The sequence below is a fragment of the Xanthomonas sp. NCPPB 3570 genome (assembly GCF_056725115.1).
This window is the reverse complement of record NZ_CM161513.1, coordinates 3808972-3835829: the sequence shown is the minus strand read 5'-3', so window position 1 is coordinate 3835829 and position 26858 is coordinate 3808972. Positions and strand designations below refer to the sequence as shown.

At 70.4% G+C, this 26858-nt stretch carries 23 protein-coding genes; 10 read left to right on the top strand and 13 right to left on the bottom strand.

Going from position 1 to position 26858, the window contains the following annotated elements; all coding sequences use genetic code 11:
• Positions 1 to 35: 35 nt before the first annotated feature.
• Positions 36 to 1448, bottom strand: a complete 1413-nt coding sequence (locus tag AC1PLR_RS16520; RefSeq protein ID WP_481101682.1) for an aminotransferase-like domain-containing protein — start codon at positions 1446 to 1448, stop codon at positions 36 to 38.
• A 106-nt stretch (positions 1449 to 1554) separates the two neighbouring features.
• On the opposite strand from AC1PLR_RS16520, the gene AC1PLR_RS16515 reads away from it, so the two are divergent.
• Positions 1555 to 2346 (top strand): PhzF family phenazine biosynthesis protein, encoded by a 792-nt coding sequence (locus tag AC1PLR_RS16515; RefSeq protein ID WP_481101681.1) that lies wholly within the window; start codon positions 1555 to 1557, stop codon positions 2344 to 2346.
• Positions 2343 to 3254: a DMT family transporter gene (locus tag AC1PLR_RS16510; protein WP_481101680.1), complete on the top strand. Its 912-nt coding sequence runs from the start codon at positions 2343 to 2345 to the stop codon at positions 3252 to 3254. Before AC1PLR_RS16515 ends, AC1PLR_RS16510 begins: the two co-directional genes overlap by 4 nt.
• Before the next feature lie 60 nt (positions 3255 to 3314).
• Here AC1PLR_RS16510 and AC1PLR_RS16505 read toward each other — a convergent pair whose 3' ends face one another.
• The 3 genes from AC1PLR_RS16505 to AC1PLR_RS16495 all read right to left on the bottom strand — a co-directional run bounded on the left by AC1PLR_RS16505 (position 3315) and on the right by AC1PLR_RS16495 (position 5352).
• Positions 3315 to 3653: a hypothetical protein gene (locus AC1PLR_RS16505; RefSeq protein WP_193314198.1), complete on the bottom strand. Its 339-nt coding sequence runs from the start codon at positions 3651 to 3653 to the stop codon at positions 3315 to 3317.
• Between the two features lie 80 nt (positions 3654 to 3733).
• Positions 3734 to 4675, bottom strand: a complete 942-nt coding sequence (locus tag AC1PLR_RS16500; RefSeq protein WP_481101679.1) for a DegV family protein — start codon at positions 4673 to 4675, stop codon at positions 3734 to 3736.
• Between the two features lie 47 nt (positions 4676 to 4722).
• On the bottom strand, positions 4723 to 5352 hold the full coding sequence (locus AC1PLR_RS16495) for a DsbA family protein (protein ID WP_481101678.1): 630 nt from the start codon (positions 5350 to 5352) through the stop codon (positions 4723 to 4725).
• Between the two features lie 315 nt (positions 5353 to 5667).
• Between AC1PLR_RS16495 and AC1PLR_RS16490 the strand changes: the two genes are divergently transcribed.
• Entirely contained in the window at positions 5668 to 6501 is an 834-nt protein-coding gene (locus AC1PLR_RS16490; RefSeq protein WP_481101677.1) for a GH12 family glycosyl hydrolase domain-containing protein, read from the top strand.
• Between the two features lie 139 nt (positions 6502 to 6640).
• Here AC1PLR_RS16490 and AC1PLR_RS16485 read toward each other — a convergent pair whose 3' ends face one another.
• Entirely contained in the window at positions 6641 to 7930 is a 1290-nt protein-coding gene (locus AC1PLR_RS16485) for an amidohydrolase family protein (protein ID WP_481101676.1), read from the bottom strand.
• The gene (locus AC1PLR_RS16480) at positions 7927 to 9327 is read right to left on the bottom strand and encodes an amidohydrolase (RefSeq protein ID WP_420007738.1); all 1401 of its coding nucleotides are present in this window, start codon (positions 9325 to 9327) and stop codon (positions 7927 to 7929) included. Before AC1PLR_RS16480 ends, AC1PLR_RS16485 begins: the two co-directional genes overlap by 4 nt.
• A gap of 163 nt (positions 9328 to 9490) precedes the next feature.
• On the opposite strand from AC1PLR_RS16480, the gene AC1PLR_RS16475 reads away from it, so the two are divergent.
• Complete coding sequence (locus tag AC1PLR_RS16475; protein WP_481101675.1) at positions 9491 to 10036, top strand: DUF924 family protein; 546 nt, start codon at positions 9491 to 9493, stop codon at positions 10034 to 10036.
• Positions 10037 to 10373: 337 nt separating this feature from the next.
• Here AC1PLR_RS16475 and grxD read toward each other — a convergent pair whose 3' ends face one another.
• Complete coding sequence (gene grxD, locus AC1PLR_RS16470; protein ID WP_440985041.1) at positions 10374 to 11300, bottom strand: Grx4 family monothiol glutaredoxin; 927 nt, start codon at positions 11298 to 11300, stop codon at positions 10374 to 10376.
• 42 nt (positions 11301 to 11342) lie between these two features.
• On the opposite strand from grxD, the gene AC1PLR_RS16465 reads away from it, so the two are divergent.
• Entirely contained in the window at positions 11343 to 12134 is a 792-nt protein-coding gene (locus AC1PLR_RS16465; protein WP_481101674.1) for a polysaccharide deacetylase family protein, read from the top strand.
• 79 nt (positions 12135 to 12213) lie between these two features.
• Here AC1PLR_RS16465 and AC1PLR_RS16460 read toward each other — a convergent pair whose 3' ends face one another.
• From AC1PLR_RS16460 to AC1PLR_RS16445, 4 genes are all read right to left on the bottom strand, one after another.
• Entirely contained in the window at positions 12214 to 12561 is a 348-nt protein-coding gene (locus tag AC1PLR_RS16460; protein ID WP_481101673.1) for a hypothetical protein, read from the bottom strand.
• 70 nt (positions 12562 to 12631) lie between these two features.
• Positions 12632 to 13303 carry a methyltransferase domain-containing protein gene (locus tag AC1PLR_RS16455; RefSeq protein ID WP_017910897.1) on the bottom strand — a complete coding sequence of 224 codons (672 nt, stop codon included), beginning with the start codon at positions 13301 to 13303 and terminating at the stop codon, positions 12632 to 12634.
• Positions 13304 to 13363: 60 nt separating this feature from the next.
• Complete coding sequence (locus AC1PLR_RS16450; protein ID WP_481101672.1) at positions 13364 to 14005, bottom strand: SGNH/GDSL hydrolase family protein; 642 nt, start codon at positions 14003 to 14005, stop codon at positions 13364 to 13366.
• A 102-nt stretch (positions 14006 to 14107) separates the two neighbouring features.
• Complete coding sequence (locus tag AC1PLR_RS16445; RefSeq protein ID WP_481101671.1) at positions 14108 to 15385, bottom strand: pyridoxal phosphate-dependent aminotransferase; 1278 nt, start codon at positions 15383 to 15385, stop codon at positions 14108 to 14110.
• A gap of 328 nt (positions 15386 to 15713) precedes the next feature.
• On the opposite strand from AC1PLR_RS16445, the gene rsgA reads away from it, so the two are divergent.
• The 4 genes from rsgA to AC1PLR_RS16425 all read left to right on the top strand — a co-directional run bounded on the left by rsgA (position 15714) and on the right by AC1PLR_RS16425 (position 20334).
• Positions 15714 to 16826 (top strand): ribosome small subunit-dependent GTPase A, encoded by a 1113-nt coding sequence (gene rsgA / locus AC1PLR_RS16440; protein ID WP_481101670.1) that lies wholly within the window; start codon positions 15714 to 15716, stop codon positions 16824 to 16826.
• An 8-nt stretch (positions 16827 to 16834) separates the two neighbouring features.
• Positions 16835 to 18079: a flavohemoglobin expression-modulating QEGLA motif protein gene (locus AC1PLR_RS16435; RefSeq protein ID WP_481101669.1), complete on the top strand. Its 1245-nt coding sequence runs from the start codon at positions 16835 to 16837 to the stop codon at positions 18077 to 18079.
• A gap of 280 nt (positions 18080 to 18359) precedes the next feature.
• Entirely contained in the window at positions 18360 to 19142 is a 783-nt protein-coding gene (locus tag AC1PLR_RS16430; protein ID WP_420007730.1) for a hypothetical protein, read from the top strand.
• Between the two features lie 508 nt (positions 19143 to 19650).
• On the top strand, positions 19651 to 20334 hold the full coding sequence (locus tag AC1PLR_RS16425; protein WP_481098853.1) for a type 1 glutamine amidotransferase domain-containing protein: 684 nt from the start codon (positions 19651 to 19653) through the stop codon (positions 20332 to 20334).
• A gap of 343 nt (positions 20335 to 20677) precedes the next feature.
• Here AC1PLR_RS16425 and AC1PLR_RS16420 read toward each other — a convergent pair whose 3' ends face one another.
• On the bottom strand, positions 20678 to 22597 hold the full coding sequence (locus AC1PLR_RS16420; protein WP_481101668.1) for an alpha-amylase family glycosyl hydrolase: 1920 nt from the start codon (positions 22595 to 22597) through the stop codon (positions 20678 to 20680).
• Positions 22598 to 22644: 47 nt separating this feature from the next.
• Entirely contained in the window at positions 22645 to 25104 is a 2460-nt protein-coding gene (locus AC1PLR_RS16415) for a TonB-dependent receptor domain-containing protein (RefSeq protein WP_481101667.1), read from the bottom strand.
• Between the two features lie 299 nt (positions 25105 to 25403).
• Here AC1PLR_RS16415 and AC1PLR_RS16410 point away from each other — a divergent pair, with 299 nt between their 5' ends.
• Positions 25404 to 26750 carry an MFS transporter gene (locus AC1PLR_RS16410; protein WP_481103622.1) on the top strand — a complete coding sequence of 449 codons (1347 nt, stop codon included), beginning with the start codon at positions 25404 to 25406 and terminating at the stop codon, positions 26748 to 26750.
• The last annotated feature ends 108 nt before the right edge of the window (positions 26751 to 26858 follow it).

The following is a 26858-nucleotide window of genomic DNA, read 5'->3' as shown; positions in this document are numbered from 1 at the left end:
GCATCGGGGCAGCGGCATGGCGCCGGGCGTCGCGTTCAGCGCGGCAGCCGCGCCGCCAGCGTGCCCAGCCGCCGCATGGCGTGTTCCAGGGTCTCGCTCCACGGCTGGCCGCAGCTCAGTCGCAGGTGGTCGGCGTAGTCGCCGCGGCTGGAGAACAGATGCCCGGGCGAGGTGCCGATGCCGGCGGCGAGGGCGGCCTCGAACAAGGCCTGGCCGCTGCCGGCGTCGGCCAGTTGCAGCCACAGCGACAGGCCGCCGGCCGGGTCGCCGATGCGGGTGCCGGCCGGCCAGTGCCGCAGCACCGCCTCGCGCAGGCGCTGGCCGTTGTCGGCCAGGGTGCGGCGCAGCTTGCGCAGGTGCCGCTCCAGGTCGTGCCGCTGCAGGTAGTCGGCCAGGGCCAGTTGCGGCAGGCTGGCGCCGCCGATGGTGGAGAAGTACTTGGCGCGCACCAGCGCGTCGGTCCAGGCGCCGCCGAGCAGCCAGCCCACGCGCAGGCCGGGCGCCAGCACCTTGGAGAAGGCGCCGCAGGTGATCACGTTGCCGTGGGTGTCGAAATGGCGCAGCGGCCTTGGGCGCTGCCCCGACCAGTCGAGTTCGCCGTAGATGTCGTCCTCGATCACCACCGTGCCGTGGCGCGCGCAACTGTCCAGCAGGGCGCGCTTGGCCGCGTCCGGGGTGAGGCTGCCGAGCGGGTTGTTGAAGTTCGGCACCAGCACCGCGGCGCGCGCCGGCGTGCGCTGCAGCAGCGCATCCAGGCGCGCGGCGTCGATGCCCTGGCCGGGCCGGTTCGGGACTTCCAGCACCTTCAGCCGCAGCGCCGCCACCGCCTGCAGGATGCCGTGGTAGGTCGGGGTCTCGACCAGCACCACGTCGCCGGGCGCGGTGAGGGTGCGCAGCGCCAGGCTGATCGCTTCCATCGCGCCGGCGGTCACCACCACCTCGTCGGCGGCCACGGCGGTGGCGCAGTGTGCGTAACGCTGCGCGATCTGCCGGCGCAGCGCGGCGTGGCCCTGCGGCGGGGCGTAGTCGAGCGCAGCGCTGCGCTGGCGGCGCAACTGCCGCGCCAGCGCGCTGGCCAGGTGTGCGCCGGGCAGCAGCGCCGCCGCCGGTGTGGCGGTGTGCAGCGGCACCAAGTCCGAGCGCGCGAGCATGTCCAGCACGCCCTGCAGCGCCGGATTGGCGACCGCGCCCGGCGCGCGCCGTCGGGTAGTCGCGCCTGCCCCGGTCGGTTGCGGCGTGGCCGCGGCGCGCACGAAGTAGCCCGAGCGCGGGCGTGCCTGCACCCGGCCTTCGCGTTCCAGTTGCAGGCAGGCCTGCACCGCGGTGGCGGCGCTGATGCCGTGGCCGGCGGCCAGTTGCCGGATCGACGGCAGGCGCTCGCCGGCACGCAGCGTGCCCTGCGCGATCTGTTCGCGCAGCTGGCTGGCGAGGGCTTCGTACAGGCGCATGCGGCGGCCTCATCTGTATCGGTCGATTTGCAGCGTATCTGACTCTGTGCTGGTCGCCCACCCCGGCGCACACTGGCCGCGTCCTTCCCCATTCCCGAGGCCGCGCGTGCAACTGCCGCTGTTCATCGTCGATGCCTTCACCACGGTGCGGTTCCGCGGCAACCCGGCCGTGGTGGTGCCGCTGCAGGCGTGGTTGCCGGACGCGCTGATGCAGGCCATCGCCAGCGAGAACAATCTGTCGGAGACCGCGTTCTTCGTGCGCGAGGCCGATGGCGCGTTCGCGATCCGCTGGTTCTCGCCGCTGCGCGAAGTGGGGTTCTGCGGCCATGCCACCTTGGCCAGCGCTTTCGTCGTCGCCACCCAGGGCCTGGCGCCGCTGCCGTTGCGGTTCCGCGCCGCGGCGGTCGGCGAACTGGGGGTGGACCGCGAGGCCGACGGACGCTTCGTCCTGCGCTTTCCGAACCAGGCGCCGACCGCGTTGGCGACGGTGCCGGAGGCGCTCGCGCAGACCTTGTCGATCGCGCCGCAGACGGCCTACCGCAACGACCAGGCTTACATCGCCGTGTACGCGGACGAAGCCCAGGTGCGCGCGGTGGTGCCGGACCTGGCGCGGATGCTGGTGCTGGCGCCGCGCGATGTCGCGGTCACCGCGCCCGGCCGCGAGCACGATTTCGTCTCGCGTTATTTCTGGCCGGCCAACGGCGGCGCCGAGGATCCGGTGACCGGCTCGATCCACGCCGCGCTGGCGCCGCTGTGGGCGCAGCGCCTGGGCAAGCGCGACCTGCGTGCGTGGCAGGCGTCGGCGCGCGGCGGCGAGCTGGAGTGCCGGGTGACGCCGGACCACGTGCAGGTGCGTGGCGCGGCGGTGCAGTACCTGCACGGGAGCATCGCGCTATGAGCGCCGCCGTCGCGACATCCGCGGGCGCGTCCCGGCGGGCACTATGGCAGTTGCTGCTGGCCGAGGTGCTGATCGGTTCGGTCGGCGTGTTCGTGCACGAGAGCGGCCAGGACCCGGTGACCGCGGTGTTCTACCGCTGCCTGTTCGGCGCGCTGTTCCTGACCGTGTGCGGCCTGCTCGGCGGGCAGTTGCGCGGACTGTGGCGCGAGCGTGCGCTGTTGCGCGACGCGGCGCTCAGTGGCGTGTTGCTGGTGCTCAACTGGGTGGCGCTGTTCGCCGGCATGGCGCGCTCGTCGATCGGCGTGGCGACCATGGTCTACCACGTGTTCCCGTTCGTCATGCTGATCCTGGCGGCGGTGCTGCAGGGCGAGCGCAGCCGCCGCGCCGACCTGGGCTGGACGTTGCTGGCCTTCGTCGGCGTGGCCTGTTCGGCCGATCCGCTGCGGCTGTGGTCCAGCGCCGACCGTGGCTACCTGGGCGGGATCGCGCTGACCCTGCTGGGCGCGCTGCTGTGCGGCGCCTCGTTGCTGATGTCGCGGCGGATCAGCCGCGAGCGGCCGCTGGCGGTGGTGACGGTGCAGTGCTGGGTCGGTGCGGCGATGCTGGCCGGCTTCTCCAGCAGCGCCGCGCTGCATCCCGGGCGGCACTGGTTCTGGCTGGTCGGCCTGGGGGTGATCCACAGCGGCGTGGTGTACGTGCTGTTCTACAGCGCCTACCGGCACCTGCACGTGGCGGCGATCGCGGTGGTGGCCTTCGTCTACCCGCTGGTGACGCTGCTGCTGGACTACCTGCTGTACGGCCACCGGCTGGTGCCGGTGCAGTGGCTGGGCCTGGCGCTGATCGTGCTGGGCACGCTGGCGGTCAATCTGCGCTGGTCCTGGCCGCGCCGCGCGCTGGCCGCGTCGTAGCGCGACGCGGCTCTGCATGGGCGCGTCGGCCACCGCAGTGCGGTGGCCTGGGCGCGCGTTTCAGCGCACGTCGCGCAGTTCCCAGCCGCTGCCGGCCAGCAGGCGCAGGCGCTGCTTGAGGATGTCGCCGGGGATGCTGGTGGTGGCGGACAGGTCGATGCGCAGATCGTCCTGGCGGCCGGTCACCCGCGCTGCCGGATCGGTCACGCCCAGGGCCGGATCGACCTCGTCCGGCTCCGGCTGCAGCGCGCGCCAGCGCTCGAACCAGGCCGGGTCGCTCAGCGCGGCCTGAAGCTGTTCGGCGAAGGCGTCGGCGCCGTGCGCGGTGAAGCTCAGCGATGGCTGGCTGCCGCGGGCACGGGCGGGATCGGGCAGGCTGATCGAGTAGGTCACGGCCATGGGCATCTCTTGTGGGCGGTACGAAGCGGCGGAGCCTAGCAGAGCCGGCGCCGCGCCGCCGTCGACGCGGCTCGGACGAATCAGCCGAAGCGCAGCGCCTCGCCGGCGAAGCCCAGCACCAGCGCGCCCTTGCCCACGTTGACCATGCCGGTCAGGCTCATCACGCTTTCCTGCAGCTCTACGCCGTGGCTGTCGCAGGCCTGGCGCAGCGCCGCGTAGCCGGGCAGGGCGCGCAGTTCCGCCAGTTCGCCGCCGTAGCTCAGGCACAGCGTGGGCGTCATCAGCCCGGCGGCCACGCGCTTGGCGGCCAGGCCGAACAGCGTCTGCACGGCGTGGTCGAAGCCCTTGAGCTTGGCCACCGGCGCGGTCTCGCCGCGGTGGCAGTGCAGCACTGGTTTGATGTCCAGGGCCGAGCCGAGTGCGGCGCTGAGCAGGCCGACGCTGCGGTCGCCCTTGCTGCGCGCGCGGCTGCGCAGGTAGTACAGGTCGCGCGCGATCATGTAGCCGTGGGTGTGCTCGGCCAGCGTCTCCAGCCGCTCGCGGATGGCCTGCACGCTGGCGCCGTCGGCGCGCAAGCGCACCGCCTCGACGGCGACCACCGCCTGTGCGGCGAACAGGTTCTGGGTGTCGATCACCCGCAGCGCGAACGGCGAGGCGTGACCGGCGGCCTGGCGGATCGGCTTGTAGTCGCTGAGGATGGCGAAGCCGGCCTGCTGCGCGTGGTCGTGGATCGGGCTGCGGGTCTTGGCGATGGTCAGGCAGAACACGTGGTCGTAGTCGATGACCAGCCGGCCAAGGAACAGCTCGCGGATCTGCCCCACGCTGTACGGCACGGTCTCGGCCTCGGCGCCGTGCGCGCTGACCTGCGCGTGCAGGAATTCCAGGGTCGCCGCTTCGTCGCGCTGATCGGCCAGCACGGTGCCGCCGAGGCGCACGCTGATCGGCAAAACCACCAGCTCGTGTTGCGCGATGTAGTCCTGCGGCAGATCGCAGGCGGAATCTACGACGATGCCGATACGCATCCGCTGAAGCTCCAGTACGGGAAAATGGCGATGAACATGGCGGCCGCTCAGGCGCCCCGCTGCACGGCGGCCGGCAGCGTCGCCAGGCGCGCCATCTCGCCGCGCTGCAGCAACTGCGGGTCGGCCAGCACCGCCCGCATCAGCGGGTGCGCGTCGTTGCCCCACAGCAGGGTGTCGTCGATCTGCAGGGTCGGCACGCCGAACACGCCGGCCGCCAGCGCCTGCTCGGTGTTGGCGCGCAGCTGCGCCTTGACCTGCGCATCGGCGGTGGCCGCGGCCACGTCGGCGATACCCAGCGCCTGGCCGACCGGCGCCAGCGCCGCGGCGTCGTCGCCGGCGTGGCCGTCGCGCCACAGCCAGTCGAAGAGCGCATCGATGGCCTGCGGCGTGGTGCCGGTGGCGACGCACAGGCGCAGCGCGGTCAGCGGGTTGAACGGGTGCGCCGGCGGGAAACGCAGCGGCACGCCTTGCTGCTGCGCCTGCCACTGCACGAAGCGGTAGGTGAACTCGCGCTTGTGCGGCACCTCGGCCGGTCCGCGCGCCTGCAACTGCGCCAGCACCGCGCCGAACACGATCGGCACCGGCTGGATCCGGTCGAACTCCGGAAGCGTTTTCACCTGCTGCCAGTGCAGATAGGAAAACGGCGAGATGAAATCGAAGTACCAGCGCAATGTCATCGTGCTTCTCCGCAATGACCCATCAGCTTATCGCGGCGCTGCGCGCGCGGCGACCTGTCAGCGCATGCTGCAGTGCGGGACGTCGTTGCAGCCTGGTGCGGATGCGGACAGCACTGCGTAGACGATGCATTGGCGAAAATCTCGCCGGCGCGAGATACCTGTGAAGCGGCCCACGCCTGCGGCCTGGATCGCGGTAGCGCTATTGCGTTGGCGCATGGCGCGCGCGGGTCTTGTCATAGCTCGCGGCGCGCGCGCCTTGCTAGCGTCCGCCGCGGCAGCAGCTTCGCTGCCCCTGCACGCTCAGGAGAGACCGCCATGCACGCTTCCGCTCCCGTTTCCGCTGCCGCTTCGCCGCGCCTTCCCGCCACCGTCATCGCGCCGCGGCGCGGACGGACGCGCGTTTTACGCGCGCTGGTCGCCGCCGCCCTGCTCGCCGTCGTGCCGCTGGCGCTGGCCGGTCCCTACCAGGTGTACGGCAACCAGTACGCCTGGGTGAACAACTTCAACGATCCCAACAACGTCATCCAGGGCACGTTCCACAGCGGCAGCACGCCAAGCATGACCGTGACCTTCAATTTCCCCAACGCCAGCCTGTACGGCTATCCGGCGATCCTGCGCGGCTCGCACTACGGCTTCAATCCCACCGCCGACCGCACCTTCCCGCGGCAGGTCTCGGCGCTGCGGTCGTTGCCGGCGACCTTCGCGTACTCGTCCGGCGGCAGCAACCTGGCCGGCGATTTCGCCTACGACCTGTTCTTCCGCTGGGACAGCACGGTGTCCTCCAACGCGATTCCGCAGGCCGAGGTGATGATCTGGGGCGGCCACAACTCGTATCCGATCGGCACGCTCACCGCCAGCAACGTCATCAGCGCCGGCGGCTACACCTTCGATCTGTGGGAAGGCATGAACAGCGCCGCCGGCTACTACGTCTACACCTTCATTCCGCACAACACCGCGGGCCAGCCGACCCTGCCGAGCAACGGCAATCTCAACATCGACATCAAGCCGTTCCTGACCTGGCTGCACACGCACCGCGCGCAGGACGGGCGCTTCAGCAACGCGATGTACCTGCACGTGGTCGAGGCCGGTTTCGAGGTGGTGCGCGGCAACGGCTGGGCCTGGATCCAGGCCAATATCGGCGCCAACTGACGGCGCCGCACGGGCGCCGCCGTTCCTGCCTGGCTCAGCGCGGCGGCGCCTTGCACAGCGACGCGTTGTGCGTTGCGGGGCGCCGCTATCGCGGGACGGCATCGTCCGTGCGATGCCGTCCCGGCGTGCTCGACGCGGTTTAGTGCGTATACGCCTTCGGCAGCGCGCCGCTCTGCTGCATGTAGCGGTCGCGCAGCTCGGTCTGCCGCGAGCGCATCGGGATGGCGCGGCCACCCAGCCAGACCTGCTCGGCATAGTGCGCCACGTCCAGCGGGTCGCCTTCCCACAGCACCAGATCGGCGAGCTTGCCCGGGGCGATGCTGCCCAGGCGATCGCCGACGCCGAAGGCCTCGGCCGGGACCCGGGTCAGGCCGGCCAGGGCGGCGTCCCACGGCAGCCCGTGCGCGACCGCGTTGCCGGCCAGTTGCCGCTGCTTGCGCGCGTTGTGCGCGCCGTCGCCGCCCTGGGTGAAGCTCACCGCCACGCCGGCGGCGTTGAGGCGCGCGGCGTTCTCCAGGGTGGCGCCGATCTGGTCGAAGCTGGCCGGCAGGTCGTCCAGCGCGTTGACGAACACCGGCACCTGCGCCTTCGCCAGTTCCGGCGCCAGCTTCCAGGCCTCGTCGCCGCCGGCGATGGCGATGCGCACCTTCTCGCGCTGTGCCCAACGCAGCAGCTGGCGGATGTCGGCCGCGCGGTTCACCGTGACCACGATGCGGCCCTGGCCGGCGAGGTACCGCGCCAGCACCGCGCGTCCGGCTGGGGTCAGCAGCGCGTGCGGCGAGTCGGCGGGCATGCGCCCGCGCGCTTCGGCGACCAGTTGGTCGAGCAGCATCCACTGCGCCGCACGCGACTTGCCGCTCAGTTCCAGCGCATCGCTGCCCAGGTGCAGGTACAGCGCGCGCGGGCCGATCGGGTCGGCGCCGCCGTCCAGGCGCATCACCGCGCCCTGGCCGGCGACGAAGGCGCCGCCGGTGTTGGCGCCGAGCGCGGTGAAGCCGATGCCTTCCACCCGCGCGACCGGGATCAGCACCGATTCGGGGTTGTAGGCCAGGGTCACGTCGAACTCCGGACGCATCGGCTGGTCATGCGGCAGGGTCAGCGTGCTGTCCACGGTGGACGCCTCGCCGGAGACCTCCTCGATGCCGATCTCGGTGATGCCGCCGAACAGCGCCGGGGTCAGCGGCCGGCCCTTGGCCTCGACCACGGCGACGCCGGCCGGCGCGCTCAGGCCGGGGCCGACCGCGCGGATCACGCCGCTCTGGACCAGCACGTCGGCATTGGCGAGGGTGCCGCGGGCGCTGGCGGTGTGCACGGTGGCGCCGCGGATCAGCACGTCCTGGGCGAACCCGGGCGCGCTGCCCAGCAGCAGGCAGGCGGCCAGGGCCAGGCGTTGCGCCAGGCGATGGGACGAGAGCAGGGCGCGGCTCATCGGGCAGCCTCCTGGCCGAGCATGAAGTCGGAGGTCGGTTGCAGGCGGCGGTCGGCGCGGTCGTAGACCTGCGCGCCGTCGATGTAGACCTTGTCGGCCAGGGCGTAGGAGCTGAAGGGGTTGCCGTTCCACAGCACCACGTCGGCCATCTTGCCCGGCTCCAGCGAACCGGTCTGCCTGTCGATGCCCAGCGCCTTGGCCGGGTTGCTGGTCAGCCAGCGGATCGCGCGTTCGGGCGGGATGTCCATGCCGGCGCGGCGGCCGGCGGCCATCGCCTTGGCCGCTTCCTGGTTGAGCCGCTGGATGCCTTCCTCCGAATCCGAGTGCACGATCGCGCAGCCGTTGGCGGGGCGATCGACCAGGGCGATGTTCTCCTGGATGCCGTCGAAGGCCTCCATCTTGAAGCCCCACCAGTCGGCCCACAGCGCGCCGCAGACGTTCTCCTGGGCCAGGCGGTCGGCGATCTTGTAGGCCTCCACGCCATGGTGGAAGGCGGCGATCTTGAAGCCGAATTCCTTGGCCAGGTCGAGCATGGTGGTCATCTCGTCGGCGCGGTAGCAGTGGATGTGCACGCGGATGTCGCCGTTGATGGCGCCGGCCAGCGTGTCCAGCTTCAGGTCGCGCTTGCCGCCGCTGTCGCCGCTGCTGTCGTTGTCGCCGTTGCCGCGGCTCCACCAATGGCGCTTGGGCGGGCTCTTCTGCTTGGGCGCGTTCTTGCGCAGGTATTCGCTGGCGTCGATGAAGGCCGCGCGGTAGCCGGCGACGTTGCCCATGCGCGTGGATGGGCCGCCCTTCTCGCCGTAGACCCGCTTGGGGTTCTCGCCGCAGGCCATCTTCAGGCCCCAAGGTGCGCCCGGGAACTTCATCGCCTGGTAGGTGGTGGCCGGCACGTTCTTCAACGTGACACCGCGGCCGCCGACCAGGTTGGCCGAGCCGGGCAGCACCTGCAGCGCGGTGACGCCGCCGGCCAGCGCGGTGCCGAAGCCGGGATCCTGCGGCCAAATCGAATGCTCGGCCCACACGTTCGGGGTTACCGGCGCGGTCGCCTCGTTGCCGTCGCTGTGCGCGCTGACGCCCGGGCTGGGGTAGACGCCCAGGTGCGAGTGCACGTCGATGATGCCGGGCGTGACCCACTTGCCGTGGCCGTCGATGCGGGTGGCGTTGGCCGGCGCGGCCAACGCGCGGCCGACCGCCTGCACGCGGCCGTCCTGCAGCAGCACGTCGGCATCGTCCAGGCGCTCGCCGGTGCCGGTGAGCACGGTGGCGTGTTCGATCAGCACCGGCACCGACGGCAGCGCGCGGTAGGTGCTGGGATAGGGATCGTCGACGAAACGCGAGGCGGCCGCGGCAGGGCCGCACAACGCCACGCCCAGGCAGGCGAGCAACAGATGACGCATCGGATTTTCCCCGGAAGATGGACGCGGCCCTTGCGGCCGTGCCCGCACGCTAGCCCGAGCCGGCGCGCTTGCCAAGTGCGGGTGCGGCATCGGCGCGCCCGGCTGCACCGGATCGCGACGCCGACCCTGCTATCCAGGCCGATTGCCGCCCATGGAAACTGCGATGACCGACACCCCCGCGCGCACCGTCGTGGACTTCTGGCGCAGCGCCGGCCGCGAACGCTGGTTCGCCGCCAACGACTCCTTCGACGCCAATGTCCGCCAGCACCTGCTGGAGGCGCACCACGCCGCCGCGCGCGGCGAACGCGCCGACTGGCTGGCCGACGCCGAGGGCGCGCTGGCGCTGCTGCTGTTGCTCGACCAGGTGCCGCGCAACGTGTTCCGTGGCAGCGCGCACGCCTTCGCCACCGACGGCCTGGCCGGCCGCTACGCCGACCAGGCGCTGGCGGCCGGCTTCGACCAGCAGACCGATACGGAACTGCGGATGTTCTTCTACCTGCCTTACACGCACGCCGAGGACGCGGCGCGGCAGCGCCAGGCGGTGGAACTGTTCAGCGCGCTCGGCGATACCGAGTCGCTGCAGTGGGCGGTGGTGCACGAGGACGTGATCCAGCGCTTCGGCCGCTTCCCGCACCGCAATGCGGCGCTGGGGCGCACGACCACGGCGGAGGAGCAGGCGTTCCTGGATGCGGGCGGGTTTGCTGGGTGAGGTATGGGGGCTGCGCGATCACGGCGTCATGCCAGCGACGCCCCTGGCGCATCGGATGTCGCTGCAGTCGGAACTGAAGTCCCTCCCACAGGGATTGCCGGACTTCGCTGCTGCCGTCAGCAGGTGCGCAAGACGCCAAGCGGTGGTGTGCCCAGGGTAGGAGCGGCTTCAGCCGCGACCTGGCGTTCCCGGTAAAGCCAGGTCGCGGCTGAAGCCGCTCCTACGCGGTTGCGCGGTTGCGCGTTGTGGCGAACGCGGCGCGCGGGCACAAAAAAGGCGATCGTTCGATCGCCCTTTCGGCGCGTCCGCACTGGACGCAAACAACGAGGTGCGTGACTCAGTATTTCGGCACGCTGCCGTCGACCTGGTCGGTCCAGGCGTCGATGCCGCCGACCACGTTGTGCACCTTGGTGAAGCCCAGCGAACGGAAGTGCTCGGCCGCCTGCGCGCTGCGGCCGCCGCGGTGGCACAGGAAGGCCAGGGCGGTGTCCTTGGGCAGCGCTTCCAGTTGCGCGCGCTGCTCGCCGTCGAGGGTGCGGAACGGCACGTTGACCGCCGCCACCGCGCGCTCTTCCGGCGGGCGCACGTCCACCAGGAGCAGGCTGCCGGCGCGCACCTGGTCGTCGGCGTCGCGCGGGCTGAGGTCCTGCACCGGCTTGGGCGCATTGGGATTGTCGATGGCCAGGCCGCGGCCGCGGATGTCGTCCACCCAGTCGATGGTGATGCCGTCGGCGCGGCGCGCGCTGCCCAGGTCGAACTGCACGCGCAGGCCGTTGGACTCGGCGGCGATGGCGTTGGGATCGGTCGGCGCCAACTGGAAGTTCGGCTGGAACTGCGCGTCGATCGCCAGCGCCAGGCTCGCGCCCGGGGCGTCGGCCAACGCGCCGCGCAGCATCTCGGCGGCGGCATCGGTGATGGTGATCGACGGCGGGGTGCGATCCGGCGCGGCCACGCCGAGCAGTTCGCTCAGTTCGCCGCTGCCGGCCATCTGCAGAATGATGTCGCTGCCGCCGATCAGTTCGCCGTCCACGTACAGCTGCGGGATGGTCGGCCAGTCGCCGTAGACCTTGATGCCCTCGCGGATGTCCTGGTCGGCCAGCACGTTGACGTGGGCGAAGTCGACGCCGAGCTCGTTCAGCGCGCCCACCGCCTTGGCGGAGAAACCGCACTGCGGCATGCCCGGCTGGCCTTTCATGAACAGCACGACGCGGTTGGAGCTGAGCAGCGTTTCGATACGGGAGCGCAGGGCGGGGTCGAGGGACATGGCAGCAGTCGTCGCAGAGTCGGACCGGTCATTCTACGCCGCATGGCATCATGGGGCATGACAGTTCCGGAAACGCTGCATCGCATCCCGCGCCACCCGTACCGCTGGCTGCCCTGGGCGCTGGCCTCGCAGGCGCTGGTGGCGGCGCTGTGGTGGATGTACGGCTGGCAGGTCGGCCTGCCAGCGCTGCTGCTGTCGCACGCGGCGCTGGTGCTGCCGGTGTTCCTGCCGCGGGCGCGGCTGTACGCGCCGGTGCTGGACCACCTGCCCGGCAGTGCGCCGCGGGTGTGGCTGACCATCGACGACGGCCCGTCCGACGACACCGCGGCGATCCTGGACCTGCTCGACCGCCACCAGGCCAAGGCCACCTTCTTCCTGGTCGGCGCCCGCGCCGCCGCGCGCCCGCAGCTGGTGCGCGAGATCCTGCGCCGCGGCCACGGCATCGGCAACCACAGTCAGCATCACCCGCAGGCGTGGTTCTGGGCGCTGGGACCGCGGCGCATGGCCCAGGAAATCGGCCAGGCGCAGCAGACCCTGGCCGCGATCGCCGGCACTGCGCCGCGCTGGTACCGCTCGGTGGTGGGCATGACCAACCCTTTCGTCGCCGCACCGTTGCGCCGGCACGGCCTCACCCGGGTGGCCTGGAGCGCGCGCGGCTTCGATGGCGTGCGCTGCGATCCGGCCGTCACCGTTGCGCGCATCGCCCGCGATCTGCGTCCCGGCGCCATCGTGCTGCTGCACGAGGGCGCTGCGCACGGGCATAACCCGGCGATCGTGGAGGGGGTGTTGCAGGCGTTGCAGGCGCGTGGGTTGCAGGCGGTGCTGCCGGATTGACTAGGAGGTGCGTCGTCGTGCCGCGGCAGTGCGATGCACGCGGCACGCCGCGTGCCGATCGGTTCGCTCGGCGCCTGAATCAGCCCGGCCGCGTCATGCCGTAGGCCATCAGCGCCGCCATCGCGCCGAGGGTGAGCAGGCCACACAACAGGCCGAGAATGCCGTAATGCTTGCTTCGGCCACGCTGCAGGCAGTTGCCGATGCCCAGCGCGATGGCGCAGACCTGCGCGATGGCGGTGAACAGTGCCAGCAGGCCGAGTAGGCCGAGCAGCAGCGACATCGGCGCGTCCGGATCGGCGGTGAACGTCGGGACCACGAAGAAGGTACTGAGCAACAGCGTCGCCAGGGCCGCGAACGCGCTGATCAGGCTGGTCGCCAGGGACGCGATGCCCAGGCCGGAGCGTGGCCGTGGCGCGGGTGCGGTCATGCGCGGCAAACCGGGTGTGGGTCGGCGCAGCCGACGCGGCCGCTGCGTAAGCGACCTTCCTGCACCCGCCTCAACGCGGCTCCGCCACGATCAGCCAGTTGTTGAACGGCGTGTTGCCGTACAGCGGCGCGAAGCTGGCGCGCAGGCCGGCGGCGTCGAGCTGCGCCTGCAGGCTGTCGCGGGTGGGGTAGGCCTTGGGCAGTTCCTGCATCCAGCCGGCCAGGTGCGCCAGCACGTCGGTGATGCGGCTGGTGCGGCCGCGGCCGCTGGCATCGCCCAGGCCGCTGCGGATCACCAGCTTGGCGCCGGGCGTGAGCATGCGCGCGACGCTGCGGATCAGGTTGGACTGCATGTCGCGGTCCAGGTACTGCAGCACGTCCAGGATCGCGACGCTGCCGTGGTGCTCGGGCCAGGACTGGCCCAGGTCGACCACCGCGAAATGGGTGTCCTGCAGCCCGTTGCGCGCGGCGATGGCGCCGGCGCGGCGGATCTTGGCCGCGTCGATATCCACGCCGTGGTAGCGCTGGCGCTGGCCGTCGGCGCGCAGCGCGTGCGCGAGCAGGCCGAGCCCGCAGCCCAGGTCCAGCACCGGCGCGTCGGTGCCGCGCAGCGCGGCGAGCACGCCGGGATACAGTGGATCGGTGCGCAGCTTGGTGCGCGTGTAGTAGTAGTCGTAGCGGTTGCCCAGCGGATGCGTGGGCAGGAAGGCGCGGGCGATGGCCAGGGCCTGCGGGCGGGTCATGGGCTGGGTGGTGCTGGCGTCGCGCAATGTCGGTCCTTGGCAGCGGGCGTCGTACGCCGGCTAGGCTAACGCATCGCGTGACGCAGATGACAGCAGCGCGGTCCAGCGTGCATACATCGCCGCCGACGGATGCAGTCCGTCGGCGGCCAGCATCGCCGGATCGCCGCCGCCGTCGCGGCTGCAGGCGGTGATGTCGACGAAGCGCACCGCGCGCGCGGCGCAGCAGGCCTGCGCGGCGGCGTTGAAGGCGTCGATCTGCGCGGCGATGCGCGCCGGATCGTGCGCGGGCGGCTGCGCGAAGGCGGTCACGCCCCAGTCCGGGATCGACACCGCCAGCACCCGCTGCGGCCGCGCGTCGGCGAAACCGATCGCACGCTGCAGCAGCGCGTCGAACTGCGCGCGGTAGTCGTCGAGCGGGTAGCCGCGGTACTGGTTGTTGACGCCGATCAGCAGCGTCACCAGGTCGAACGGTCCCTGCGGCGCGGCCGCGTCGATGCCGGCGTCCAGTTCGTCGGTGGTCCAGCCGGTGGTGGCGACGATCTGCGGATCGGCCAGGGCGATGCCGTCGCGGCGCAGCGCCGCCGCCAGCTGCATCGGCCAGCGTCCGTCGGCATCCACGCCTTCGCCGATCGTGTAGGAATCGCCCAGCGCCAGGTAGCGCAGCGGTGTGTGCTCGGGCGTGGCGAAACTGCCTTTGCTCATCTATGCGGAACCGGCAGCTGCCAGATCACCGGAATACGCGATCCAGGAACGGCGCACGCTTTGCCATTCCCGATTCCCGATTCCCGATTCTCCAGTCCCCACTCACCGCCCCACAGCCGCCCGCGGCTTCAGCGGCACCACCTTGGTGGCGTCCTCGGCGCGGCGCGCCAGGACACGATCGATGCGCGCGAACACCTCGCGCATCGTCGCCGCCTCCGGCAGCAGGGTGACGCGGAAATGGTGCCGGTAGGGCACGTTGAAGCTGGAGCCGGGCACCACCAGCACGCCTTCCTGTTCCATCAGTTCCAGGGCGAAGGCGTGATCGTCGAAGCCACGCGCGGCGGCGCCGACCACGGCCGGGAACGCGTACAGCGCGCCGGCCGGCTGCACCAGCGACAGGTGCTCGCTGGCCGCGCAGGCCTCGATCACCGCGCGGCGGGTCTCGTACAGGCGGCCGCCGGGGGCGCACAGCGGCGAGATCGTGTCTGGGCCGTTGACCGCGGCATCGATGGCGAACTGGCCCGGCACGTTGGCGCACAGGCGCAGCGCGCCGAGCAGGTCCATGGCGTTGCGGAAATCGCCGACGCGCTCGGCGTCGCCCGACAGCAGCGCCCAGCCCACGCGCCAGCCGCAGGCGCGGTGTACCTTGCTCAGGCCGCCGAAGCTGATGCACGGATGCGCGCCGGCCAGCGGCGCCACCGACACGAACTCCGCGGCGTCGTACAGCACCTGGTCGTAGATCTCGTCGACCATCAGCAGCAGGTTGTGCTTGACCGCGATGGCGACGATCTTCTCCAGCAGCACGCGCGAGTAGCTGGCGCCGCTGGGGTTGTTCGGGTTGATCAGCACGATGGCGCGGGTGCGCGAGGACACCAGCGTCTCGATCTCCACCGGGTCGGGCTGGAAGCCGTTCTCCGGCGCGCAGCGGTAGTACACCGGGCGGCCGTCGTTGAGGATGGTGGCGGCAGACCACAGCGGGTAGTCGGGCGAGGGCACCAGCACTTCGTCGCCGGGGTTGAGCAGCGCGCGCAGCGACAGGTCGATCAGCTCGCTGACGCCGTTGCCGACGAAGATGCGGTCCGGGTGCGCGTCCGGATGCTGGCGCCGGGCGTAGGCCGCGGCGATCGCCTCGCGCGCCTCCGGCAGGCCCTGCTGGTGGGTGTAGGGATCGGTGCGGCCCATGTCGTCAGCGATCGCGCGCTGCAGGTGCTCGGGCGCACGGAAGCCGAACGCGCCGGGATTGCCGATGTTGAGCTTGATCAGCTTGCGCCCCTGGGCCTCCAGCTCGCGGGCTCGCCGTGCCAGTTCGCCGCGGATCTCGTAGCGGACTTCGGACAGGCGTTCGCGGATCGCGAGCGGCTTTATCGGCAGGGTGGGCATCGCATTGGCCGGTGGGGCGTGGGACCTGCATGGTAGCGGAAATGTGACACCGCGGCGGGGCAGGGGGCGCCGCAACGGCGGGCCGTCTACGGCGGCCGGCCTCCGCGCTCGGCGCTGCGATGGGCGCGGCGAGCGGCTGGTCCGTGTGCGTCAGCGGAGGCGTCACGCGGCGCGTGCCCAACTGCTGGCCGATCCGGGGAGGCCGCTCTGCGGCGCGCCGTGATCGCCGCAGCGGGACAGGGCAGCGACGCCAGGCATGGCCCCGCACGTCTCGCCGCGGCCGGACTGCGCTCACCTCCGGGCCCGGCGCACCCTCTAGAATCCGCGCATGACCACCTCTCCGATCGACTTCGACGCGTTGCGCCCTATCGGCTGGCCCTGGCCCGGAATGCCCGAGGAGCCGGCCTGGCGCGCGCTGTTCGAGGCGCATCCGCAGGCGCGGCCGGCGCGGGTGGTGGAGCAGCACCGCACCGGCTACGTGGTCGCCGACGCGGTGGACACCGGATTCAAGGTCGAATCGCTGCCGGACTGGCAGCGGCCGCGGTTTCCCAGCCATGAACGCGCCGCGGTCGGCGATTGGGTGTTGCTGGAAGAGACGCGCATCGTCGCGCTGCTGCCGCGGCGCACCGCGATCAAGCGCGGCGCCGCCGGCGAGCACTACCACCAGCAGGTGATCGCGGCCAATATCGACACGGTGTTCATCGTCTGCGGCCTGGACGCGGACTTCAACCCGCGGCGGATCGAGCGCTATCTGCTGCTGGTGGGCGGCGGCGGTGCGGCACCGGTGGTGGTGCTGACCAAGGCCGACCTCACCGAGTACGCCGACGACGCGCTGGCGGTGCTGGAGGAACTGGCGGCGCAGTCGATCCCGCTGCTCACGGTCAACGCGCGCGAGGCCGACAGCGTCGCCGCGCTGCGGCCGTGGCTGGGGCCGGGACAGACCGCGGTGCTGGTCGGCTCGTCCGGTGCCGGCAAGTCCACCCTCACCAACACCTTGCTCGGCGTGCAGAAGATGCGCACCGCAGCAGTACGCGCCACCGACTCGCGCGGCCGCCACACCACCACCCATCGCGCGCTGCTGCCGCTGCCGTCCGGCGCCTGCCTGATCGACACCCCGGGCATGCGCGAACTCAAGCCCACCGGCGAGGAAGACCTGGCCGAGGGCGCCTTCGCCGACATCGAGGCGCTGGCCGCGCAGTGCCGCTTCAACGATTGCGCGCACCTGGCCGAGCCGGGCTGCGCGGTGCAGGCGGCGATCGAGCGTGGCGAGATCGACGCCGCGCGCCTGGCCAACTACCTGAAGCTGCGCGAGGAAGTGGCCGGCGCCGCCGGCAAGCTGGCGCAGCGCCAGGCGCAGAACGCGGCCGCCGGCCGCAGCGGCAAGCCCGGCGGCGGCAAGCCGGGCGGCAAGCGCCCGCCGCCGCGCACCCTGCGCCGCTGACGCCGGCCGTGGCCAAGCGCGCGCTGCCGGCCGAGATCCGCCACCACGCCGCGCTCGATGCGCGGCTGGTCAAGGCGGTGCGCGGCATCCGTCTGCTGGCGCTGGCGAGTTGGCCGGTGGCGTTGCAGGCACCGTTCCTGAAGAGCGTGGCGCGCGGGCAGCCGCAACTGCCGCAGGTGGACTACCCCAGGCTGGATTTCGCCGACACCCGCCGCGAACTGGCGGCGATCGCCGAGGCCGCCGATCCCATGCATCCGCTCGGCGCCTACCTGCAGGCCTCGGTACACAGTTGGGATCTGGCCGCCGCCCTGCTGGAAGCGCTCGGCACGCCGGCGGTGGGCACGTACTCGGCGCAGTTGTTCGGCGTGCCGGACGACCCGATGCCCGGCCACGGCCCGACGACCCGCGAGGCGGCCGGCCATTTCATCCGCATCGCCCAGGAACTGGACCGCGAACTGTTCTCGGCCGAAGAACAGGTACCGGTGTCGGCCACCGCGCTGCGCCTTCTGCTGCAGCGCGACCTGGACGAGTTCTTCGGCGGGCGGGTGATCACGGTGGAACTGGATCCGGACCTGCTGGCCAAGGCCGCCGCCGGCGCGCAGCGCATCCGCCTGCGCTCCGGCGCGCACTTCAGCGATTACGACCGCGCGCAACTGTTCCATCACGAGGCGCTGGTGCATTCGCTGACCGCGCTCAACGGCCGGCAACAGGCGCAATTGCCGAGCCTGGCGCTGTCCTCGCCGCGCACCACCGCCACCCAGGAAGGCCTGGCGACCTTCGCCGAGCAGATCACCGGCAGCATCGACATCGAGCGAATGAAGCGGATCAGCCTGCGCATCGAGGCGATCGCGCTGGCCCGCGACGGCGCCGATTTCATCGAGGTGTTCCGCTACTTCGATGCGGCCGGGCAATCGCCTGCGGAGAGTTTCTCCTCGGCGCAGCGCGTGTTCCGCGGCGTGCCGACCACCGGGGGCGCCGCGTTCACCAAGGACACCGTGTACCTGCGCGGGCTGGTGTCGGTGCACACCTTCTTCCGCCAGGCGCTGCAGCGCGACCGGCTGCCGCTGTGCCGCTGGCTGTTCGCCGGCAAGATGGCGCTGGAGGACGTGGCCGCGTTCGCACCGCTGTTCGAGTCCGGCGTGCTGGCGCCGCCGCGCTGGTTGCCGACCTGGGTGGCGCGCGCCAGCGGCCTGGCCGGGATGCTGGCGTTCTCGCTGTTCGCCAACCGGATTCGCATTGATCAGGTGGAGTAGGGCGCTCCAGAAGGAAGGAGCTGCCGCTGCGAGAAGTGGACGGCATTCGCAGCGACCAGCCGCGGGGACGATCGGAAGCGTCGAATGCGGCTGCATTGTTCCTATGACTATCGCAACCTTCTATTGCGGGCTGTCGGCCGTTTTTTTTTGAAGAAACGAAAAGAAGTCCGAGGCATTTCTCTGGCAAGAAGGATGGTTCGCTCATGTCCATCTTGCTTGCAGAGAGAAGAATCAAGTACCTATGCTGGGTCGCGCATTTATCGCCAATAAGGAGGCTCGCGTGTCGATGACGGAAGGTAGGGGTGGGGACATGGGAGCGGCTGGCGTCATCGCGCAGCTGCGCAGGCAAAATCGAATTCTGAAGATTTTTTCGGCTGTGGCGCTCGCCCTTCCTTTGACGCTGATGCTGATGGGCGCCCGAGGCGCTGGCAGCAAGCAGGCATTTTCCGAAATCGATGTCAAGCGCATCAATATCGTCAACGAGGACGGGTCCAGGTCCATGGTGTTGGCCGCCCGCGGTTTGCTGCCCGATCCAGTGATGGGCGGGAAGGTCATGAAAACCGAGAGGAGCAACATGCCCGGAATGCTGTTCTATAACGGCGTGGGCGACGAGGTCGGCGGGCTCATCTATGACGGCAGTCTCGGTCAAGATGGAAAGCCCAGTGGCGGCGTGCATCTTTCGATGGATCGGTTCGGCGGAGATCAGCAAATCGCCCTGCATCACTACGAGGAGGGCGGCTTCATGGAAACCGGCCTTTCCGTATTCGATCGCGGACTCCCCAAGCAGTACGAAGGGCTGTATGAAAAGTATCTGGCGGCCCCGAACGGGCCGGAGAAGGATGCGCTGTTGAAGCAGTGGAAGGACGCGGGTGGTGAGCAGACGCAGAGACTCTTTGTCGGGCGTACTCGCGGAAAATCGTCTGCGGTGATTCTCGCGGACGATTCCGGAAATCCCAGGATCATCATGTCCGTCACGCCTGCTGGAAAGGCATCGTTGGATTTTATTGATGACAAGGGTGACGTCGTCCAGAGTCTCCCGGAAACCCCCGTCGTGAAGAAGTAGTGGCATGGTCGATACCGGCCATGGAGTTGCCGGAGTGGTCTGGTGTCTCGCTGGAGTAGCCGGGCGCGATGCCTGATCGCGTGCGTACGGGGTGGCGGCGCATCGGCATCCACGCCATCACTCGGTGGATTTGGGTAGCCGCGGATTCCAGTGCGCGCCGCCGTTCGGCCTGCAGTTTCATTTCACGTCGAACAGAGCGCGCACTGCATGCAGCCTGGCCCGGGGGACGCATGGACTGCCCCAGGACGCCGGTGACTTCGTCTGGTGTATGGAGGCCGCCTATGGTTCGCTGGCTGATCAACTGGTCGCTATCCGCTTCGAACAAGCTGGGCGACCCGGCGCAGCGGCTGGGCTGCCGCCGTAGTGACTGGCTTCGGCCGCCTTGCAGGATCGCGTGTGTGAGCTGAACCGCATTGCGCGATGCTCACCCGCCGCGAATGTGCGGCTGCCGATACTGCGGCGCCTGGCCTGTCCCCGCATGGCCGCTTCCCCTCACGAGGAGATCCGCATGAAGATCCTGATGGTGCTGACGTCGCACGACCGTCTCGGCGACACCGGCCACAAGACCGGCTTCTGGCTGGAAGAATTCGCCGCGCCGTACTACACGTTCAAGGATGCCGGCGCCGAGATCACCCTGGCCTCGCCCAAGGGCGGGCAGCCGCCGCTGGACCCGAAGAGCGATGCGCCGGATGCGCAGACCGAGGCCACCCATCGCTTCAAGGACGACCCGGCGGCGCAGCAGCAGTTGGCGAGCACGCAGACCTTGGCGTCGGTGCGCATGGAAGATTACGACGCGCTGTTCTACCCGGGCGGCCACGGCCCGCTGTGGGATCTGGCCGAAGACCGCGACTCCATCGCGCTGATCGAAGCGTTCGCGCGCGCCGGCAAGCCAATCGGCTTCGTCTGCCATGCACCGGGCGTGCTGCGCCGGGTGAACGCGGCCGATGGCGCGCCGTTGGTGAAAGGCCGCCGCGTCACCGGTTTCACCAACGGCGAGGAAGCCGCGGTGGGCCTGACCGACGTGGTGCCGTTCCTGGTCGAGGACGAACTGCAGCGGCTGGGCGGCAACTACAGCAAGGGCGCCGACTGGGGCGTGCACGTGGTCGAGGACGGTCGCTTGGTCACCGGGCAGAACCCGGCCTCGTCCGAGGCGGCGGCTGAGGCGTTGCTGGGATTGCTGCGCGGTAAGTGAGTACTCACCGATCGCGAGGATGGCGAGGCCAACTTGCCATCACGGCACAAGGGGTGCTTCGGTTCCTGGTGATGGCGCAGCGCTTGAAGGTCGCGTTGATAGCCCGCCTTGTAGTGCTCCACTAAACGCACCCTTGCTCCGTCATTCGTAGGAGTGGCTTCAGCCGCGACGGGCGTTCCCATTGATGCCGGTCGCGGCTGAAGCCGCTCCTACAACGCACACCTGTGCCGCCGGATGCCAGGCAGGCTTTACGTCTGTGGGAGGGACTTCAGTCCCGACTGCACGCACTCGCAAGCGCAGATGCAACGCAGCGGCGCTGATCGGCGCCGCTGCTGTTTTCGGCTCAGTTGCGCCGCCACCAGCGCAGGCCGTACGCGGGCAGGATGCCATCCCATTGCACCAGCGTTGCCGGATCGTTGCCGCCATCGGCGATGGCGTGCCAGTCGCCTGCTCCAAGCGCATCGGCGACCTCCACCGCAACCGGCTCCGCACTGAAGTTGTACACCGCCACGAACGCCTCGCCGCGCGCCAGCCCGAGCAGGGCGGGATTGCCCAGTGGCACCGCGCGCAACGGCTGGTCGGCGGCCAGCGCCGCGGTGGCGGCACGTGCGGCGATCAACCCGCGCAGGCGGGTGTAGACCTGGCCGGGCAGGCTGCCGGTGTCGTGGCGTTGCGCCGCGCGTGCCCAGTCCATGACCGGGCGGTGCAGCCAACGGCCTTCGTGCTGGCGTAGCGGGTCGTGGCGATAGTCCTCGTCGTTGCCCAGCGCCAGTTCGTCGCCCATGTACAACAGCGGGATGCCCGGCATCGCCAGCGCCACCGCGTACAGCAGCAGCAGGCGGCGCACGCCCAGTTCCAGCGCGTCGCTGTCGCTGGCGGCCAGCGCCGCGGCGATGCCAACCAGCGCAGCGCTCATGCCGTTGCTGCCGTGCACGCCATCGCCGCTGCTCTGGAAGGCTTCGCCGCGCGCGTAGCTGTCCGCTGTGCGGCCGGCGTAGAACTGGGCGGTGCGCGCCAGCGCAAACGGCGCCACGCCATCGCCACCGGCGGCTTCGCGCTGCAGCACGTTCCAGCCGATGTCGTCGTGGCAGCGCACGTAGCTGAGCCAGCCGCAGGCCGGCGGCAGCGCCGGCGTGTGCGCGATCGCGGCCTGCACGATGTCGCCGCGCTGCTCGGCCAGCGCCACCCAGCCGGCCGCCATCAGCGTGCTGTGGTAGGCCAGGTGACATTCGTGGCCGCGCGCGGCGCCCTCGCCGAAATACGGCGGCAACTGCGCCATCGGCACGATCGCCTCGGCCTTCAGCAGCACCGCCGGCGCCAGGATGTCGGTGAGTGCGCGCAGCGCCTGCAGGATGGTGTGCGCCTCCGGCTGGTTCATGCAGTCGGTGCCCGGGCGCTTCCACAGGTAGGCGGTGGAATCCAGGCGGAACACCTCCACGCCCAGATTGGCCAACTGCAGCAGCGCCAGCGCCATGTCGCCGAATACTGCCGGGTTGCTCCAGTCCAGATCCCATTGGTAGGGGTAGAACGTGGTCCACACCCAGGCGTCGGCTTCCTCCACCCAGGTGAAGTTGCCCGGCGCGGTGTGCGGGAACACCTGGCCCAGGGTGCGCTCGTAGGCGTCCGGCACGCTGCGGTCGGGGAAGTGGTGGTAGTAGTCCAGATGCCGCGCGTCGCCGCGCTTGGCCGCCAGCGCCCACGGGTGATCGTCGGCGGTGTGGTTGAGCACGAAGTCGGCGCACAGGCTGATGCCGGCCGCGCGCAGGCGTGCGGTCAGTGCCGCCAGGTCGGCGGTGTCGCCCAGCCGCGGCTCGACCTGGCCGTAGTCGCTGACCGCGAAGCCGCCATCGTTGTCGCCGGCGCGGGCGCGCAGGAACGGCAGCAGGTGCAGGTAGCGCACGCCCAGTTCCTGCAGGTAGGGCACGCGTTCGCCGACGCCATGCAAGGTGCCGGCGAAGCGGTCGACATAGGCGCTGTAGCCGAGCATCGCCGGGGTGGCGAACCAGTCGGGCGCGCGCTCGGCATCGAGCTGGCGCAGCGCCGACGGCCGCGCGTTGGCGGCGGTCGCCAGTTGCGTCAGCCACTGCGGCAACCACTGCGTGAAGGCCGGATGCGTGCCGTATAGCGCATGCAAAGGCGCCAACAGACGCTCGCCGTGGCGCTGCAGCCGCGGCAACAGTGTGGCGGCGACATCCGGATGCAGATGCGCCTGCCACAGGGTGTGGGCGAGCGCGGACAGTGCGGAAGGAGCGGGTGCGGTCATGGGGGGCTTGGCCGCGCCCCGAGCGGGGCGCGGATGTGCGGTCCTCGTCAGAAGTCGTAGCGCAGGCTGATGCTGGAGGTGCGGCCCGGGATCGAGCGCGCACGGATCACGCCGGAAGCCGCGTCGGCGATCGACGCTTCCTCCGCTTCGGTCAGGCCGAAGGTGTTGAACAGGTTGTTGACGTTGAGCGAGACGGTCAGCGCATCCGTGATGCGGTAGTCGCCGAACAGGTTGACCTGGGTGTAGCCGGGCATCTTCAGCTGGTTGCTGTCCTGGGTGTAGGCCGAACTGGTGCCGATCGCGTTGACGCCGACCTGGTAGCGCTCGCCGCGATAGCTCGGCGTCAGCTGCCACACGAAGCGCGCCTGCCGACGCGGCGTGTTGCCGGCGTTGGCCGGGGTGATCTGGTCCTTGTCGATGGTGGCGTCGGTCCAGGTCAGGCCGCCGTTGAGGTTGAAGCCACCCGCGCGGTACGCCGCTTCCAGTTCCAGGCCGTGCGCCTTGTAGGTGCGGTCGAAGAAGCGCTGGGTGGTGGCTTCGTAGTTCTGCTCCTGGGTGCGCGCGGCAAAGGCGGTGGCGAACAGGCTCAACCCGCCGCTGCGCCACTTCAGGCCGCCCTCGAGCTGCTTGACCACGTTCACCGCCTCGTTGGAGGACACCGAGCCGTCGTCACGGACCACGCCGAACAGCAGGCGGTCGGCGTTGGCGCGGGCGCCGCGGCTGTAGCGCGCGAAGGCGGCCAGGTCGTCGTTGAGCATGTAGTTGCCGCCGAACGAATACGACAGGTAGTTCCAGTCGTAGCGCACCGGCTTGGGGTTGGCGTAGTCGATGGTCGCCACGCGTTGCTCCGGCGCCTCGATCACGCCGTCGCCGTTCACGTCGACATTGCTGGCCAGCACGCCGCCGGCGGTGTTGCCGCGCGCGCGGCCCATGTCGTAGCGCAGGCTGCCGTCCAGGCTCAGCGGACCCTGGTCCCAGCTCAGCGCCAGGTACGGCGCATTGATGTCGTAGCGCACGTCGTAGTGACGGGTGACGTCCAGGCCCCAGTACGGCACGCCGTAGGCGTACAGGCCGTCCTGCGAGCGCAGGCTGCCGTCGGCGGCGACCACGTCCAGCAGCCGTGGACGGTGCCCCAGCGACTGCACGTAGGAGTTCCAGGTCCAGTCCACGTCGATGGTCTGCCGCGAGGTGTACCAGCCGGCCTTGAGGTTGAGATTGCCGCCGTCGCCGCTGCCGAAGTCGCGCGCCAGGCTGAAGTCGTTGACCGCGTTGCCCAGGTCGTTGAGGTGCACGTTGAACAGGTGCGTGCGCAGCGCCAGACCGGTGTAGGCCTGGCCGGCGTTCGGCCCGTCGACGTAGCGCAGGCCGGCACCGGCGCCCCCGATGCTCGCCGCCAGCGCGCTCGCATCGGCGACCTGCGCCGGGAACGGCGCGACGAAGCGGCCGGAGGTGTCGGCGATGCGGAACTTGTCGGTCAGGGTCCAGCCGCCGCCGATGTCGAACTGCGCCTCGGCGCCGAACGCGCGCGACAGCGGATGCATGCCGTCGCCCAGTTCCACGCGCGACGGCTTGTTGCCGCCATCGAGGGTGGCGCTGCTGCGGAAGTACGGGCTGTACAGCGTGTCGGTGCCGGGATCGAAACCGTCGATGCTGCCGAAGTGCGGCGAGCCGTCGCTGCCGCTGACCCGCGTGGGCACCGGCAGGTAGCCGGCGGCGCGGTCGTTGAGGTACTTGGCGTAGACGCGCACGTAGCCGTTGTCGAACAGCCGGGTCAGGTTGGCCTTGAGCTGGCCGCCCTTGTCGGTGGTGAAGCCGGCGTCGCGCACGCCGTCGCCGCGGCGGTAGAAACCGCCGACGTTGAACTGCCAGTGTTCGGCGAACGGTGCGCCGTAGTCGAAGTCCAGGCGGGTGTTGTCGTAGCCGCCCAGGCCGCGGGTGAGGCCGACGCTGCCGCCGGCGGTGTCGCCGGTCTTGCTGATGAAATTGATGATGCCGCCGGGCGAGTTGCTGGCGAAGGTGGACGCCGAGCCGCCGCGGATCGCCTCGATGCGCTCCAGGCTGTAGTCGGCGCGCAGGAAGATGTCGGCATTGCCGAAGGCGATGTCGCCGAACTCCAGCACCGGCAGGCCGTCTTCCTGCAATTGCAGGAACTTGGCGCCGCCGGAGGCGACCGGCAGGCCGCGCACGGCGATGTTGGCGTTGCCTTCGCCGCCGCTGGATTCGGAGCGGATGCCGGGAATGTTGCGGAAGATCTCGGCGGTGCTGCGCGGCGCCGACTGTTCGATCGCCTCGGCGCCGACGGTGCTGACCGAGACGCTGGACTTGAGCTTGCTCTTGGGCGTGGCGGTGCCGGTGACGAAGACCGAGTCCAGGCTGACCACGTCGCCCTGCGCCGCCGGGGCGTCGGCAGCGGCGGGCGTGGCCTGTTGCGCGAACGCGGCCGGTGCGGACAGCGCCGCGGCGACGGCCAGGGCCAGGGTCTGCAGGCGGATCGAAGGGTGGTGCATCGCTGTCTCTCCCGAAGCGAGTGGTGCAGTGGGTGGCGGCGCGCCGCTGCCGGAACGGGCAGGGCGCGGCGCGGTCGGTGGGTGCGGCGGCGTAGAGATACGGCCGTCCGCAATCGATTGCAATTTGCAGTGCAGCAAATCCACCTGTGGCGCTTCCGCCAACCTTATCGCTGAGAATTCGAGGCATTCTGCATGGTGCAGCGCAGCTTTACAAACGATTGCAGGCGCAGCGACACTCCGCTCCGCCGCTGCGGCACGCCTCCCGCGTGCCCGACCCGCCCAGGCCGATGCCGATGCTCATGCGTTCCGATCGTCCCCTGCTTCCGCTCTCGCGCGTGCTGGCGCTCAACGCCGGTTTCTTCGGCGTGCAGTACAGCTTCGGGCTGCAGCAGAGCAACATGAGCCCGATCTACAACTACCTGGGTGCCGACCACGCCAACCTGCCGTACCTGTGGCTGGCCGGCCCGATCACCGGGCTGGTGCTGCAACCGGTGGTCGGCGTGCTCAGCGACCGCACCGTCACCCGCTGGGGCCGGCGCATGCCGTACATGGTGGTGGGCGCGCTGGTGTGCAGCCTGTGCCTGCTGACCATGCCCTTCAGCGTGGCGCTGTGGATGGCGGTGGCGCTGCTGTGGATGCTGGATGCGGCCAACAACGTGGCGATGGAGCCGTACCGCGCGCTGGTCAGCGACGTGCTGGCGCCGCCGCAGCGGCCGCTGGGCTACCTGACCCAGAGCGCGTTCACCGGCCTCGGCCAGACCCTGGCCTATGTCACCCCGCCGTTGCTGGTGTGGCTGGGCATGAACCAGGACGCGGCCAACGCCCACCACATTCCCTACGTCACCATCGCCGCGTTCGCGATCGGTGCGGGGTTCTCCGCCGCCTCGATCCTGCTCACCGCGCGCAGCGTGCGCGAGCCGGTGCTGCCGGCGGCGGAACTGCAGCGCCTGCGCAGCGCTGCGGTCGGGCCGCTGGCGACGTTGCGCGAGATCGTCGACGCGGTGCGGCAGATGCCGCCGACGATGCGGCAGATGGCGCCGGTGATGCTGTTCCAGTGGTATGCGATGTTCTGCTACTGGCAGTACATCGTGCTGTCGCTGTCGACCACCCTGTTCGGCACCACCGCGGCCGATTCGCACGGCTTCCGCGAGGCCGGCCTGGTCAACGGGCAGATCGGCGGCTTCTACAACTTCGTCGCCTTCCTGGCCGCGTTCGCGATGGTGCCGGTGGCACGCCGCGTCGGCCCCAAGGCCACCCACGCCGCCTGCCTGGTCGCCGCCGGCATCGGCATGTGCGTGCTGCCGTCGATCCACGACCGCTGGCTGTTGCTGCTGCCGATGATCGGCATCGGCCTGGCCTGGGCCAGCATGATGGGCAATCCCTACCTGATGCTGGCCAACAGCATCCCGCCCGAACGCACCGGCGTGTACATGGGCCTGTTCAACCTGTTCATCGTGCTGCCGATGCTGATCCAGATCGTGACCCTGCCGCTGTACTACGACAGCCTGCTGCAGGGCGATCCGCGCAACGTCATTCGCCTGGCCGGCGTGTTGATGCTGGCGGCGGCGGTGGCGATGTTGTTGGTGAAGCGTCGGGAATGGGGAACCGGGAATGGGGAATCGGAAAAGCGCGGCGTCGTGCGCTGAAACTCTGCGTGCTGACCGATCTCCCCAACTCCCTACTCGAATGTAGAGCCCTAGGCCAGCTGATGGAGCGTCAGCGCGCGACCAACGCTTTTCCGATTCCCCATTCCC